At 62.1% G+C, this 14,240-nt stretch carries 11 protein-coding genes; 2 read left to right on the plus strand and 9 right to left on the minus strand.

All coding sequences use genetic code 11. The annotated features are described in order from the left end of the window. Positions 1 to 108 precede the first annotated feature (108 nt). The gene (gene pgeF, locus ACPDZI_RS20525; protein ID WP_219306081.1) at positions 109 to 846 is read right to left on the minus strand and encodes a peptidoglycan editing factor PgeF; all 738 of its coding nucleotides are present in this window, start codon (positions 844 to 846) and stop codon (positions 109 to 111) included. Between the two features lie 185 nt (positions 847 to 1,031). After that, positions 1,032 to 2,012 (minus strand): 23S rRNA pseudouridine(1911/1915/1917) synthase RluD, encoded by a 981-nt coding sequence (gene rluD / locus ACPDZI_RS20530; RefSeq protein ID WP_011707736.1) that lies wholly within the window; start codon positions 2,010 to 2,012, stop codon positions 1,032 to 1,034. 117 nt (positions 2,013 to 2,129) lie between these two features. Between rluD and ACPDZI_RS20535 the strand changes: the two genes are divergently transcribed. Further along, on the plus strand, positions 2,130 to 2,885 hold the full coding sequence (locus ACPDZI_RS20535; protein WP_029302292.1) for an outer membrane protein assembly factor BamD: 756 nt from the start codon (positions 2,130 to 2,132) through the stop codon (positions 2,883 to 2,885). Between the two features lie 141 nt (positions 2,886 to 3,026). On the opposite strand, the gene ACPDZI_RS20540 is transcribed toward ACPDZI_RS20535, so the two are convergent. The 7 genes from ACPDZI_RS20540 to yqhD all read right to left on the minus strand — a co-directional run bounded on the left by ACPDZI_RS20540 (position 3,027) and on the right by yqhD (position 13,177). Next, positions 3,027 to 4,355 carry a CoA-disulfide reductase gene (locus ACPDZI_RS20540; RefSeq protein ID WP_438833702.1) on the minus strand — a complete coding sequence of 443 codons (1,329 nt, stop codon included), beginning with the start codon at positions 4,353 to 4,355 and terminating at the stop codon, positions 3,027 to 3,029. A 95-nt stretch (positions 4,356 to 4,450) separates the two neighbouring features. Beyond that, positions 4,451 to 5,851, minus strand: coding sequence for an L-cystine transporter (locus ACPDZI_RS20545; RefSeq protein WP_029302294.1), 1,401 nt, complete (start codon positions 5,849 to 5,851; stop codon positions 4,451 to 4,453). Positions 5,852 to 6,016: 165 nt separating this feature from the next. Then, the gene (locus ACPDZI_RS20550) at positions 6,017 to 7,324 is read right to left on the minus strand and encodes an L-cysteine desulfidase family protein (protein ID WP_041216800.1); all 1,308 of its coding nucleotides are present in this window, start codon (positions 7,322 to 7,324) and stop codon (positions 6,017 to 6,019) included. 311 nt (positions 7,325 to 7,635) lie between these two features. Further along, entirely contained in the window at positions 7,636 to 8,388 is a 753-nt protein-coding gene (locus ACPDZI_RS20555; protein ID WP_041216801.1) for a substrate-binding periplasmic protein, read from the minus strand. Positions 8,389 to 8,483: 95 nt separating this feature from the next. Then, positions 8,484 to 9,968 carry a Re/Si-specific NAD(P)(+) transhydrogenase subunit beta gene (gene pntB, locus ACPDZI_RS20560; protein WP_041216802.1) on the minus strand — a complete coding sequence of 495 codons (1,485 nt, stop codon included), beginning with the start codon at positions 9,966 to 9,968 and terminating at the stop codon, positions 8,484 to 8,486. 11 nt (positions 9,969 to 9,979) lie between these two features. Further along, on the minus strand, positions 9,980 to 11,506 hold the full coding sequence (gene pntA, locus ACPDZI_RS20565) for a Re/Si-specific NAD(P)(+) transhydrogenase subunit alpha (protein WP_045788830.1): 1,527 nt from the start codon (positions 11,504 to 11,506) through the stop codon (positions 9,980 to 9,982). Between the two features lie 507 nt (positions 11,507 to 12,013). After that, the gene (yqhD, locus tag ACPDZI_RS20570) at positions 12,014 to 13,177 is read right to left on the minus strand and encodes an alcohol dehydrogenase (RefSeq protein WP_268013974.1); all 1,164 of its coding nucleotides are present in this window, start codon (positions 13,175 to 13,177) and stop codon (positions 12,014 to 12,016) included. A 146-nt stretch (positions 13,178 to 13,323) separates the two neighbouring features. On the opposite strand from yqhD, the gene ACPDZI_RS20575 reads away from it, so the two are divergent. Continuing rightward, a complete protein-coding gene (locus ACPDZI_RS20575) occupies positions 13,324 to 14,226 on the plus strand; it encodes an AraC family transcriptional regulator (RefSeq protein WP_010635812.1) in 903 nt (300 codons plus the stop codon). The last annotated feature ends 14 nt before the right edge of the window (positions 14,227 to 14,240 follow it).

The raw sequence follows: 14,240 nt of genomic DNA on the forward strand, positions 1-14,240 counted from the left end.
AGATGAGGCCCGTACGGACTATTTCAAGGGGCAGGTCTGGTTATTTTTTCTGCAAAGCGGGAAGCCGGCAGGATCCCCGCCCGGCAAAATGCAGGGCGGGGAGTGTCGTCAGGGCGCCAGCCAGATTATCGAAGCCATGCGACCGGTCTGGCCGTTGCGACGATAAGAGTAGAACTGCTCGCTGTCGCTGAAGGTGCAATGTTCGCCGCCATAGACGGCGGTGACACCGGCGCGGGCGAGGCGCAGCCGGGCCAGCTGGTAGATATCCGCCAGCCATTTCCCTTCGTTGGGCGAAGGGACGAAGGCAGCCGCCGCCTCGGCCTGCTCGGCCATAAAGGCCTCGCGCACCTCGCCACCCACTTCAAACGCAGTGGGGCCGATAGCCGGACCAAGCCAGGCCAGGATCTCGCCCGGCTCGCAGCCCATGGCGGCGATGCTTGCCTCCAATACGCCACCCTGCAGCCCGCGCCAGCCGGCGTGAGCGGCGGCCACCACGGTGCCGGCCCGATCGCAGAACAGCACCGGCAGGCAGTCGGCGGTCATCACGATGCAGGCCTGACCCGCCTCACGGGCACAGGCGGCATCCGCATCCGGCGCACAGCCATAGTCGCGACTGACGGGATGCACCGCGGTACCGTGCACCTGATTGAGCCAGTTGAGAGTGCCGGGGATCCCCGCCGCCTGCTGCAGCCGGGTCCGGTTGGCCTCGACCCGTGCCGGCTCGTCCCCCACGTGGGCCCCCAGGTTGAGGCCGGCAAAGACCCCCTCGCTGATACCGCCGTCACGGGTGGTCGACAGGGCGCTGACCTTGGCCGGTGCCGGCCAGTCGGGTTCGATCCATTTCATCTGTGGCTCCTCTCCTTCATATAAAACGGGGCCCCTTGGCTGCAACCAGTCAAGGGGCCCCATATCAGGTCATGCAGGGCGGGTTACGGCAGGAATCGTCGCAGAGCCGCCCTCTTCATCAGTTCCAGACCAGATCATCTGGATTGGCCTAGGTGATCTTGGTGTGCAGCACTGCCATCAGCTCATCAATTCCAGACTAAATCGTCCGGATTGGCCAGGGTATCCGCCCGCAGCACTTCCATCAGATCCAGCATGTCCTGCGGCGTGGGGGAGTGCCATTCCATCACTTCACCCGTGATGGGGTGCGCCAGCTTCAGCATGGTGGCATGCAGTGCCTGACGATGGAAGCCACGCAGGGCCTCGGTCAGCTCGGGGGTGGCGTTGCGCAGCAGACGCAGACGGCCACCGTAAGCGGGATCCCCCACCAGCGGGTGCTTGATGTGGGCCATGTGGACACGGATCTGGTGGGTACGACCGGTTTCCAGTCGCAGTCGCAGACGGGTGTGGCCACGGAACTTCTCGTGCACCCGGTAGTGGGTGACGGACTCGCGCCCATTGGGCACCACGGCCATGTGGGTACGCTGGGTCGGGTGACGGCCGATGGGGGCATCGACGGTGCCGCCGGCGGTCATGTGACCGATGGCGATGGCTTCGTACTCACGGGTGATCTGGCGCGCCTGCAGCGCTTCCACCAGATGGGTCTGGGCCGGAATGGTCTTGGCGACCACCATCAGACCCGTGGTGTCTTTATCCAGACGGTGCACGATACCGGCGCGAGGCACCTCGGCGATGGCGGGGTAGCGGTGCAACAGGGCGTTGAGAATGGTGCCATCCGGCGTGCCAGCACCCGGGTGAACCACCAGACCGGCTGGCTTGTCGATCACCAGAATGTGTTCATCTTCATAGACGATGTTGAGCTCGATGTTCTGGGCATCCCAACGGGTATCATCCGCCAGCTCGACATCCACATGTACCTTCTGCCCGGCCAGCACTTTCTCGCGCGGGGTATTGGCAACCTGACCATCCAGGGTCACTCTGTCCTGTAAAATCCACTCCTTGATGCGGGTGCGGGAGTAGTCTGGAAACAATTCAGCCAGGGCCTGGTCGAGTCTCTGCCCGAATTGGTGATCCTGGAATTCGCCTGTCAGTTCAATATGCTGGCTCATGTATGGTCTCTTGAGCGGGGGGTATCAATTCGAAATAATCCGGGTATTCTAGCTTTTCTTTTAGCCAAGCATAACGGATACTTTGCCAATTTCGTGGAAATGGACCGGATGTTGTTGATGGGAAAGAAGTCTCACCTGCTGATGTCGCTCGCCTTGGTCGCTACCTTGATCACAGGCTGTTCCAGCACCAAACCCAAGGTACCGGACGAACCGCCGGAGACCCTGTACCAGAAAGCACGCCTCAAGCTGGATGCCGGTAACTACCTGAATGCTATCGAGTTACTGGAAGCTTTGGACTCGCGCTATCCTTTCGGCGCCTACTCCAACCAAGTTCAGCTCGACCTCATTTACGCCTACTACAAGCAGGATGATACTGCCCAGGCGATCGCCAATATCGACCGTTTTATCCGCCTCAATCCGGCGCATAAAAATATCGACTACGTATTCTATATGCGCGGTCTAACCAACATGGCCGGTGATTACAACTTCTTCCAGGACTTCCTGGGCATCAATCGGGACGACAAAGACCCCTCCTATGCCCGTCAGGCCTTCCAGGACTTCAAGACCCTGTTGCAGAACTATCCCAACAGCGTCTATGCCGCCGACGCCCGTGCCCGCATGATCGGTCTGAAGAACCGGCTTGCCCGTTACGACCTGAGCGTGGCCGAGTACTACGTGAAGCGCGATGCGCTGATCGCCGCCGCCAACCGCGCCAAGCTGATCGTCGAGACCTATCCCGACACGGCCGAAACCGAGAAGGCGCTGGAGATCATGGTTGAATCCTACGACAGCCTGAAAATGCCGACCCTGGCCCAGCATGCCCGCGAAGTGCTGGCCAAGAACTACCCGGACAATCGTCTCGGCCGCGGCTGACTCGCAGCAACGCAATGAAAAACCGGAGCCCCTGGCTCCGGTTTTTTTATGGGCGCCGTTCATGAACGACATGCCCCTTTCCCCCCGTGCCGGCGGCATGGGGAGAGACGGCGCACATCAGCCACGCCGTCATGCCGTGCGTTACTTGGCGACGTTGCCCGCCACGTTGAGCACATCCCAGGTGCGGGAGAAGGGCGGCGCATAGGCAAAGTCCAGCATGCCGAGCTGCTCGGTGGTCACCCCCATGATGATGGCGACCGCCAACGCGTCGATGCGGTGCACCGCCCCCTTGCGACCAAGGATCTGGCCCCCCAGCAGCCGCTTGCTGCCCGCCTCATAGACCAGCTTGACGTGAATGTCGGACTGACCCGGGCAGTAGTTGGTGTGGCACTTGTCCTTGATCACCACGGTGCGGTAATCGATGCCCATCGCCTTGGCCTCCTGCTCGGAGAGACCGGTACGGCCCGCCTCCAGCCCCAGCACCTTGAGCGCGGCAGAACCCAGTGTGCCCGGGAATTCCTGCTCGGCACCGGCCAGGTTCTCACCCACCATGCGGCCCAACTTGTTGGCGATGGTGGCGAGCGGCACATAGACCTGCTGCTGCTTGACGCTGTGCCAGACGCTGGCACAGTCGCCGGCCGACCAGACGTTGGTCAGCGAGCTGCGCCCCTGCCGGTCCACCTTGATGGCGCAGTTGCCGAGCCGCTCGATGCCGGTATCGGCCAGGAACTCGGTATTGGGTTTGACCCCGGTGCAGACCACCACGATGTCGGCCTCGTACTCGCCATGGCTGGTACGCACGCCGGTCACCCGGCCCTCTCCCAGCAGCGCTTCAACTCGCTCGCCAAGATGAAGAGAGACTCCCTGCTCTCGCAGCTCGGTCTCGATATGCTGGGTGATCTCCTCGTCAAACGCCTCTGGAATGACCCGGTCCGCCAGCTCGATCAGGCGCACTTCTTTGCCCTGATGCACCAGCGCCTCCACCACTTCCAGCCCGATAAAGCCGGAACCGATCACCAGGGCACGGCTGTTGGCCTTGTCCTGCACGGCGGCCTTGAGGGCCAGCCCGTCGGCCATCCGGCGCAGGCCGAATACCCCCTCCTGCTGCAGGCCGGGGATGGGGGGCATCACTTCGCGGGCGCCGGTGGCGATCATCAGCCGATCGTAGCGATCGGTGAAAGTGTCACCGTTATGTTCGACCTTCAGCGTCTGCGCGGCAGCATCCAGGCCCAGCACCCGGTGGCCGGTCTTGACCTCGATCCCCTTGGCGGCGAACTGCTCCGGGGTGAACTCGGCCATGTAGCCGGGCTCCTGAAACTCGTCGCCAACGAAGTAGGGCAGACCACAGGCGCCGAAGGAGATCACCTCGGATGCCTCATACACCACGATCTCGGCCTCTTTGGCCAACCGGCGCGCCTTGGCCGCCGCACTCATGCCGGCGGCTTCGCCACCGATGATCACGATTCTCATACTCGCTCCTTTCCATGCAACGGGGAGGGCATGCCCTCCCCGCTCTCTTCATTGGTTGCTCGCCGGGGCAGGGTCAACTCCCCCGGACAAACGGATCAGATGGTGGACTCTTCGCCGTCCAGACACACCTCATGCTCGCTGTTGAACACCGCCATGTCGGTCTCCCCCAGCAGACGGCTGGTGACGGTACCGGCGGTGATGGAGCCGGAGACGTTGAGGGCGGTACGACCCATGTCGATCAGCGGCTCGATGGAGATCAGCAGACCGGCCAGCGCCACCGGGAAGTCCAGCGCGGAGAGCACGATCAAGGCGGCGAAGGTGGCACCGCCGCCAATGCCGGCTACCCCGAAGGAGCTGACGGTGATGATGGCGATCAGGGTCATGATGAAGCCCGGATCCATGGGGTTGACCCCCACGGTAGGCGCAATCATGACCGCCAGCATGGCCGGATAGATGCCGGCGCAGCCGTTCTGGCCGATGGTCGAACCGAACGAGGCGGCGAAGTTGGCGATCCCCTCAGGAATGCCGAGCGCCTTGGTCTGGGTCTGCACGTTCATCGGGATCGAACCCGCACTGGTCCGGGAGGTGAAGGCAAAGGCCAGCACCGGCATGATCTTCTTGAGGAAGCGGGCCGGGTTGATGCCCACCAGCGCCACCAGCAGCAGGTGCACCGCAAACATGATGGCGATGGCGCCGTAGGAGGCCAGTACGAAGTTGAGCAGATTGAGGATGTCGGCGTAGTTGGAGCCGGACACCACCTTGGTCATCAGCGCCAGTACACCGTAGGGGGTGAGGCGCAGCACCAGGGTCACCATCCGCATCACGATGACGTGGGCGACCTGCATGAAGTGACCGAAGCTCGCGAAGATCTCCGGTTTCTTGCGGGCGATGCCGGTGGCGGAGAGGCCAATGAAGATGGAGAAGATCACCACGGCTATGGTGGAGGTCTTGCGCGCGCCCGTCATGTCGAGGAAGGGGTTGGCCGGGATGAACTCCAGCACCATCTTGGCAAAGGACATGCTCTCGACACTGCCGAGGGTGGTCTGCAGGGCCGCGCCACGGGCGGTCTCGGCAGCGCCAGCGGTGAGCCCCTCGGCAGTCAGGCCGAACAGGTTGGACATCAGGATGCCCGCCCCGGCGGCAATCATGGTGGTGAAGATCAGCACGCCTATGGTCATGGCGCTGATCTTGCCGAGTGCGGTGCCGCCGTTGAGCTTGAGGATGGCCCCGATGATGGAGACCATGATGAGCGGCGTGATGATCATCTGCAGCAGCTTCACGTAGCCGCTGCCGACGATATCCAGGTAGTCGCCGGTCTGTACCAGCACGTCGGAACCGGCGCCGTAGAGCAGCTGCAGGGCGGCGCCAAACAGGATGCCCAGCCCCAGCCCCGAGAAGACCCGGCGGGTGAAGCTGACGTGGGTTTGCTGCAACCGATAGAGAAACAGCAGCAACATGACCAGGATGGCCAGATTACCTATAACGCTAAGAGTCATGACGATATTCCCCAAATGATCGGGCCGGGCCCGAGGTGTACGGGCGAGTGCCCAGTGCGCACTCTCCCCTGAAACGTGCCGCATCGTGGCGGCCCGCCCCCCGGTGTGGCCGGGGTGGCGTCAACAGGCAGAAAAACGGAGGGTGGCCTGCGCCACCCTCTTGCATCACTCGGCCTTGCCTTGTTGCTTGGCCCGCATGATGTTGATGATCTCGATATCGGTATCCAGCATCCCCTGTTTGGAGAGGCGACCCAGGTTGGCGATGGTCTGATCCACATCGTCGGAGACGATGCCTTCGCTCTGGGGCACATGCAGGTTGTTGATGGCCATCAGCGACGATTTGACTGCCGCAGAGGTGGAGGTAGAGACCTTCATGGAACAGGCGCTGCCCGCGCCGTCGCAGATGATACCGGAAACGTCGCCGATCATGTTGTTGATGCAGTGACTAATTTGCTCGAACTGGCCGCCCAGCAGCCAGGTGATGGCGGCCCCCGCCCCCATGGCAGCGGTGCTGGCGGCACAGAGGGCCGACAGCTTGTTCTGGTAGGTCTTGATGTAGATGGCCACCAGGTGGCTCATCACCAGCGCCCGGGTCAGCTGCTCGTCGCTCGCCTGGAGGAAGCGGGCAGCCGCCACCACCGGCATGGTGGCGGCAATGCCCTGGTTGCCGGAGCCCGAATTGGACATGGCGGGCAGCATGGCGCCATCCATCCGCGCATCGGAGGCGGCAGACGACAAACGCATGGCCAGGGTCATCAGATCATCGGAGAGCAGCTTGCGCTCCACCTGCTCGGTGAGGATCTTGCCGATGCGCAGGCCATAGCCCTGCAGCCCTTCATCTGCCAGCGCCTGGTTCATGGTGGCGGCCTCGCGGATAAAGTCGATCTCCGCCAGCGGTACCTGCAGGGCGAACTCGACAATCTCGCGCAGGGTCATGGCTGGTTTGCTGGAAGGGGCGGCCTGGATCTGCACGCCGGGGGCGCTGTCTTGCGCCATCAGCACCTCGCCGTCACGCTCCATCAGGATGATGCGGGTGTGATCGGTACAGATCACCACTCGGGCGCTGTGCCCCTCCACCTGTGCCAGCACCTCGGCGTAGAGCACGTCCGGCACGTCCTTCACATCCACCTTGATGGCGGGCAACAAGCTTTTGGCCTCTTCCACTTGGGCCGGGGTCAGGGCCTTGAGCACCTCCAGCCCGGCATCCGGGTTACCACCGGTGATGCCGACGGCGGCCGCCACCGGCAGACCTATCATGCCGGTGCCCGGCACGCCGACCCCCATGCCGTTCTTGAACAGATTGCCGCTGACCCAGACGCTGACGCGGGTCGGCACCTGCCCCAGCAGCTTGCGGCAGTTGGCCGCCGCCAGCGCCACCGACATGGGCTCGGTGCAGCCAAGGGCCGGCACCACTTCACGCTTGAGCAGGGTAATAAAGTCGGTCCATTGTGCTTTCATTGCGATGTGTCTCATGTTCACGGTGCCCGATGCGGGCTTGTCATTGTGCTGTCCACCGCGCAGTGGCGGAGCGACATATAACCAGTATGGCGGGAGATGCCGGGTCGGCTGCAGCCGGTCGAGGGCCGAGCCGATGATCGGGGCCGCCTGAGTCGCTGGGCCATTCGATCAACTTTTGGTAACTCTAAAGCAATGGGACTCAAATAAATTTGAGCCGCTTCGCTTTTTGCGCAGGCATTATGCCCAACTGGCGGTGAAGTGCCACAAAATGTGAACAAGCGCACGACAGGTCGCTGCCGACTTGGTTCAGCCGGCAGCAGGAGGCGTCAGAGCCCGTAACGGGTCAGCAGGGATTGATATTCGGGGGTCTGTTTGAACGCCTTGAGGGCGAGGGAGAACTGATAGGCCAGCCGTTCATTGCCGGGCCTGTGAGTGAAGGCGAGGAAATTGCGGTTGCTCTCACTCACCAATTTTTCGCTGTGGCCGACCTGCTCCTGCAGCCCCTGCCCCTTGAGCAGGTAACGGCCCACCATCTGGTTCATCACGACGGCATCGAGCCGTCCCGCCATCATCAGGTGCAACTGCTTGATCATGTTGCTCTCTCCGGTCATGGCCACCCGGGTAAACAGGGACGAGGTGAGGAACTCCTCGCCATAGGCGTAGTCGGCCTGGGTACCGATACGCAGCCCCTTGAGGCTGGTCAGCCCCTGGAAGTCGACGGGCCTGGCGAACGGGAAGAAGAGCACCTCCCCGCTTTGGGAGAGGGGTTCATCAGGATAGTGCAACCACTCCAGCCGGCGCTCTTCGAAGAAGGCATCGACGATGGCATCGCCGCGCTGGAACCTGGCCTCCTGCAGCACCCGCTTCCAGGGCAGTACCTTGACCGTGGTCCGGTAACCCATCCGCTTGAGCACGGTGCGGGCCAGCTCCAGATCGGCACCGCCCAGGCTGCCGTCATCGAGCCGCATCACATAGGGCGGCCACAGCTCGGTCAGCAGGGTCAGGGTTGGTGGCTCGCTTGCCTGTGCCGCCCACCCCCACCAGAGGCAAAGCAGGATCCATCCTTTACGCCACACCATGCAGTGATCTCCTCTGTGTATTGGCTGAGGATATACCAAAAAGTGAGTAATAAAAAAGGAGGCCGAAGCCTCCTTTTTGCTGTCCTCTCCGGCGCTTACAGCGCTTTCAGGATAGCCTCGACACTGGCCTTGGCATCGCCAAACAGCATCTGGGTGTTCTCCTTGAAGAACAGCGGGTTCTGGACACCGGCGTAACCAGTGTTCATGGAGCGCTTGAAGCCGATGACGTTCTGCGCCTTCCACACTTCCAGCACCGGCATGCCGGCGATGGGGCTGCCCGGATCTTCCATGGCGGCCGGGTTGACGGTGTCGTTGGCACCGATCACCAATACGGTGTCGGTATCGCTGAAGTCTTCGTTGATCTCGTCCATTTCCAGCACGATGTCATACGGGACTTTCGCTTCCGCCAGCAGCACGTTCATGTGGCCTGGCAGACGACCTGCCACCGGGTGGATACCGAAGCGCACCTTGACGCCGCGATCACGCAGCTTCTGGGTGATTTCAGCCACCGGGTACTGGGCCTGTGCCACCGCCATGCCGTAGCCCGGGGTGATGATGACGGAGCTGGAGTTCTTCAGCAGGTCAGCCACATCTTCAGCGCTGGTTTCGCGGTATTCGCCCATCTCCTGGTCGGCCGTGGAGGCCACGCCGTCGGAGCCGAAGCCACCGGCGATCACCGAGATGAAGGAGCGGTTCATCGCCTTGCACATGATGTAAGAGAGGATCGCACCGGAGGAACCCACCAGCGCACCCACCACGATCAGCAGGTCATTGGAGAGCATGAAGCCCGCCGCCGCCGCCGCCCAACCGGAGTAGGAGTTCAGCATGGAGACCACCACCGGCATGTCGGCGCCACCGATGGAGGCCACCAGGTGCCAGCCGAAGGCGAAGGCGATCAGGGTCATTACCAGCAGGGCGAAGGTAGAACCGCCCGCGTTGACGAAGTAGACCATCAGCGCCAGCGAGGCGACCACGGCCAGCAGGTTCAGCTTGTGGCGGTGCGGCAGCATCAGCGGCTTGGAGGAGATAAGGCCACGCAGCTTGCCAAACGCCACCACGGAACCGGTGAAGGTCACAGCACCGATGAAGACGCCGAGGAAGATCTCGACCAGGTGGATGTTCAGCATGGCGCCGGAGAGGTGCTCGACCTGGGCTATGCTTGCCGCCTGCTCGAACGCCGCACGGGCGGCTGCCAGGGTGGCATCCAGGTTGGAACCGACGGACACCACCACTTCGGCAGGCGCAGAGGGGTGCAGATCGATGAAGCTGTTGAAGCCCACCAGCACGGCCGCCATACCCACGAAGCTGTGCAGCACGGCCACCAGCTCGGGCATCTCGGTCATCTCGACCTTGAGCGCCAGACGCACGCCGATGGCACCGCCGATCACCATGGCCAGAATGATCCAGTGCACGCCACTGGTTTCCGGGTTGAACACGGTCGCGAGCAGGGCGATAGCCATCCCCGCGATACCAAACAGGTTGCCATGCTTGGCCGTCTCTTGCTTCGACAGTCCCGCGAGACTGAGGATGAAGAGCACGGCGGCAACGATATAGGATGCTGTTACCAGTCCTTGAGACACGTTAAACCCCCTTAATCCTTACGGAACATCTTCAGCATGCGCTGAGTGACGGTGAAGCCACCGAAGATGTTGATACTGGCAATCAGCACGGCGACGAAGGCCAATGCGGTGACCAGGGTCGACCCTTGCCCAATCTGCAGCAGGGCACCGACCACGATAATGCCGGAGATGGCATTGGTGACCGACATCAGCGGCGTGTGCAGGGCGTGAGATACGTTCCACACCACGTAGTAACCGACCACGCAGGCCAGGATGAATACGGTGAAGTGGGAGAGGAACGCCGCAGGCGCCACGGCAGCAACCCAACCGAAGGCGGCGATGCCGAGGGCACCGAATACGAACTTCTTGTTGGAGGGCTTGGCCGCTTCCTTCTTGGCGGCCGGTTTGGCGGCAGCCGGTTTTTGCGGGGCGGCAGAGACCGAAATGGCGGGCGGCGGGAAGGTCACTTCACCGGCCTGGATCACCGTCATGTTGCGCTGCACCACGTCTTCGAAGTTGATGGCAACGTTGCCGTCCTTCTCCTTGCACATCAGCTTCATCAGGTTGACCAGGTTGGTACCGTAGAGCTGGGAGGATTGGGCAGGCAGGCGGCCCGGCAGATCGGTGTAACCGATCACCTTGACGCCGTTGCCGGTGACATGCAGTTCACCCGGCACAGTGTATTCGCAGTTGCCGCCAGCCTGGGCAGCCATGTCCACGATCACCGAGCCCGGCTTCATGCTGTCCACCATCTCTTTGGTGATCAGCTTGGGTGCCGGCTTGCCCGGGATCAGGGCGGTAGTGATGATGATGTCCACTTCCTTGGCTTGCTGGGCAAACAGCGCCATCTCGGCCGCGATGAACTCCTCGCTCATCACCTTGGCGTAACCGTCGGAGGAGGAACCATCCTCGCCACCGAAGTCCAGCTTGAGGAACTCGCCACCCATGGACTCGATCTGCTCAGCCACTTCCAGACGGGTATCAAACGCACGCACGATGGCACCGAGGGAACCGGCAGTACCGATGGCGGCCAGACCGGCTACGCCGGCACCGATCACCAGTACCTTGGCGGGCGGCACCTTGCCGGCTGCGGTGATTTGGCCGGTGAAGAAGCGACCAAACTGGTGCGCGGCTTCCACCACGGCGCGATAGCCACCGATGTTGGCCATGGAGGAGAGGGCATCGAGGGACTGGGCACGGGAAATCCGCGGCACCATGTCCATCGCCATCACATTGATGTTGCGCGCGGACAGCTTCTTGACCAGCTCAGGGTTCTGGGCAGGCCAGATGAAGCTCACCAGGGTGGCACCATCTTTAATTTGTGCGATCTCGGCATCGGTCGGCGCATTGACCTTGAAGATGAGGTCGGCTTGCCAGACGCTCGGCACCACGTTGGCACCGGCAGCCTCGAAGGCGGCATCATCGAAGCTGGCCAGCAGGCCGGCACCGGCCTCGATGGCGACCTCGAAGCCGAGCTTTTTCAGCTGCTCAACGGTGGCCGGGGTCGCTGCGACCCGGGTCTCACCGGCGAGACTCTCTCTCGGTATTCCAATCTGCATGACTATTCCCTGATGGTTAATAAACAATCGCTGCCCAGTGTCGCATTTCTGGCGAAACAAGACATGACCAAAGTGCAGGTCACGGGCCCTTTGTTATGAAAATCAGTAGGCTTTACCTCAACCTCCTGTCATGGCCAGGCCCCCGCTTTTCAGGCGCGAAGGTGATTAGTATCAAATTTTGGAGTTTTATTACAACCGCAGTCCCGGCGGGGCGCGTACAGAATTCAGCCCGTCCCGGACCATGATTTAAAAAAACAAACCAAATTAGCGACTTATACCAGTAAAAAGCGCTGGAAAAAGTGATCCAACCAGTCAAAAAAAATGTTTTACCGGCCCTCTATCTTAGCGCTTTTTGTTCTTACGAAATCCGCACGGATCACAGATATCGGGCCGAAAACGAAAAAAGTAACTGTTTTGTAACAGACAAGGGGCCGGCTACCCGCCAAATGAGCGGATCCGGCCCCTGCTATTTAATCGTTTCGATGGTGACGGGCCAGAGCGCCCCGTTTACCAGGCCGCCTCATAAATATGCTGGCTCTGCACCAGGTCGATATCGCCGTGCTCGCCGATGGCGGTCATGCCGTGTTCTGCCAGCTTGCCGAGCATGGTATCAATTCCTGCGTCCGCCACGCCGTAATCCCGCAGCCGGGTCTTGACCCCCATCCGCTCGAAGAAGTCGCGGGTGGCGGCGATCGCACCATCGATGCGCTCCGCGTCACTACCGCTGCGCAGATCCCACACTCGCTCGGCGTATTGCAGCAGCTTGGCGTGTTTCTGCTGACGCTTGGCCTGCAGCAGGGCCGGCAGCACCACTGCCAGGGTCTGGGCGTGGTCGAGGCCGTGCAGGGCAGTGATCTCGTGGCCCAGCATGTGGGTCGCCCAGTCCTGCGGTACACCGGCCCCGATCAGGCCATTCAGCGCCAGGGTGGCGCTCCACATGATGTTGGCGCGCACCTCGTAGTTTTCCGGTTCCACCAGCGCCTTGGGGCCCTCTTCCAGCAGGGTCAGCAGCAAGCCTTCGGCGAAGCGGTCCTGCACCTTGGCGTTGACCGGATAGGTGAGGTACTGCTCCAGGATGTGGATGAAGGCATCCACCACCCCGTTGGCCACCTGACGGGCCGGCAGGGTGTAGGTCAGCACCGGATCGAGCACGGCGAAGCGCGGCATCACGAACGGTGAGAAGAAGTGCACCTTGTCGCCGCTGCTGCGACGGGTCACCACGGCGCCCATGTTCATCTCGGAACCGGTAGCCGGCAGGGTCAGCACGGCGCCGAGCGGGATGGCGGAGCGCACTTCGTTGCCCACGGTCTCGAGGATGTGCCAGGGATCCCGGGCCGGATCATAGTGGGCGGCCGCTGCGATGAACTTGGTGCCGTCGAGCACGGAGCCGCCGCCGACTGCCAGCAGGAAGTCGACCCGCTCGGCGCGGGCCAGCTCGACCGCTCCCATCAGGGTTTCATAGGTGGGGTTGGGCTCGATGCCACCGAATTCAAACAGGGTCATGCCGGCCAGCTCGCTGCGGATCTGGGCCAGCAGACCGCTGCGCACCACGCTGCCGCCGCCGTAGGTGATGAGGATGCGGGCATCGCGCGGCAGCTGTTCACGCAGCTGGGCGACCTGGCCCTTGCCGAACAGGATCTTGGTCGGGGTATGCAGGGTAAAGTTGTTCATCGACATTGCCTTTGTGAGTATCTGGCGGCTTGGCCGCAAAAATGTGATTGCATTTTTCTCCAGACAACCAATACCATCAAGGCAACATCCTGCTTTATTTTTGCCTATTCCTACAAAGCAGCCAAAACAGAACCCAAGAGTATCCCATGCAGACCCGCTACACCGATCTCGCCGCCAAGCTGGCCCGCCACGTCACCGCCCCAGGCATCACCCCCTCGCCGGTGGATCAGGTGAGCCTCATCTACACCACCGAATACCACGGCCGCACCCCGGTGCTCTATCAGCCGCGGATGATAGTGATCCTGCAGGGGCACAAGGTGGGCTATCTGGCGGACCAGGTGTTTCGCTACGACCCCAACCACTACCTGCTGATGACCCTGCCGCTGCCCTGCGAGTGCGAGTGCTTCGCCTCCCCCGAGCAGCCTCTCATCGGCTTCTCCCTCGAGATCAACCTGGTGACCCTGCAGGAGTTGCTGCTGGAGCTGGGGGATGCCCTGCCCGCACCTGCCCCGCAAAAGAGCGGCGTCCACTCAGTACCCCTGTCGGAGGCCATGTTCTGCGCCGCCGAGCGGCTGATCGATCTGATGGACAAACCCCACCACGCCCGGGTACTGGGGCCGCAGACGGTGCGGGAGATGCTGTTTTACGCACTGCACGAGGGGGGCGGCCCGGCGTTGCAGGCGCTCGCCAATCGCCACAACCATGTGGGCCAGATTGCCCGGGTGCTGCGTATGATAGAGTCGCGTTACGCCGACAACCTGACCATGGAGGAGCTGGCGCGGGAGGTGAACATGAGCGTCTCCGCCTTCCACCACCACTTCAAGGCGGTCACCGCCACCTCGCCGCTGCAGTACATCAAGTCGTTTCGCCTCCACAAGGCGCGGATGATGATGCTGCACGACGGTATCAAGGCGGGGACCGCGGCGACCAGGGTCGGCTACGAAAGCAACTCCCAGTTCAGCCGGGAGTACAAGCGCTTCTTCGGCAGCACGCCGACGGATCAGGCCTCCCGCTTTAGGGAAGGCCAGCTGCGCATCATAGAGGGATAACCAGAGAGGAATTG

The organism is Aeromonas oralensis (genome assembly GCF_049665575.1).
Taxonomy (GTDB): Bacteria; Pseudomonadota; Gammaproteobacteria; order Enterobacterales; family Aeromonadaceae; genus Aeromonas; species Aeromonas hydrophila.

Bases quoted from the DNA above. Each gene is read 5' to 3' on its own strand.
- rluD (WP_011707736.1), bottom strand. From the start codon at position 2,012: ATGAGCCAGCATATTGAACTGACAGGCGAATTCCAGGATCACCAATTC.
- yqhD (WP_268013974.1), bottom strand. From the start codon at position 13,177: ATGAACAACTTTACCCTGCATACCCCGACCAAGATCCTGTTCGGCAAG.
- ACPDZI_RS20545 (WP_029302294.1), bottom strand. From the start codon at position 5,851: ATGACTCTTAGCGTTATAGGTAATCTGGCCATCCTGGTCATGTTGCTG.
- ACPDZI_RS20575 (WP_010635812.1), top strand. From the start codon at position 13,324: ATGCAGACCCGCTACACCGATCTCGCCGCCAAGCTGGCCCGCCACGTC.
- ACPDZI_RS20535 (WP_029302292.1), top strand. From the start codon at position 2,130: ATGGGAAAGAAGTCTCACCTGCTGATGTCGCTCGCCTTGGTCGCTACC.
- pgeF (WP_219306081.1), bottom strand. From the start codon at position 846: ATGAAATGGATCGAACCCGACTGGCCGGCACCGGCCAAGGTCAGCGCC.
- ACPDZI_RS20555 (WP_041216801.1), bottom strand. From the start codon at position 8,388: ATGGTGTGGCGTAAAGGATGGATCCTGCTTTGCCTCTGGTGGGGGTGG.
- pntA (WP_045788830.1), bottom strand. From the start codon at position 11,506: ATGCAGATTGGAATACCGAGAGAGAGTCTCGCCGGTGAGACCCGGGTC.
- ACPDZI_RS20540 (WP_438833702.1), bottom strand. From the start codon at position 4,355: ATGAGAATCGTGATCATCGGTGGCGAAGCCGCCGGCATGAGTGCGGCG.
- ACPDZI_RS20550 (WP_041216800.1), bottom strand. From the start codon at position 7,324: ATGAGACACATCGCAATGAAAGCACAATGGACCGACTTTATTACCCTG.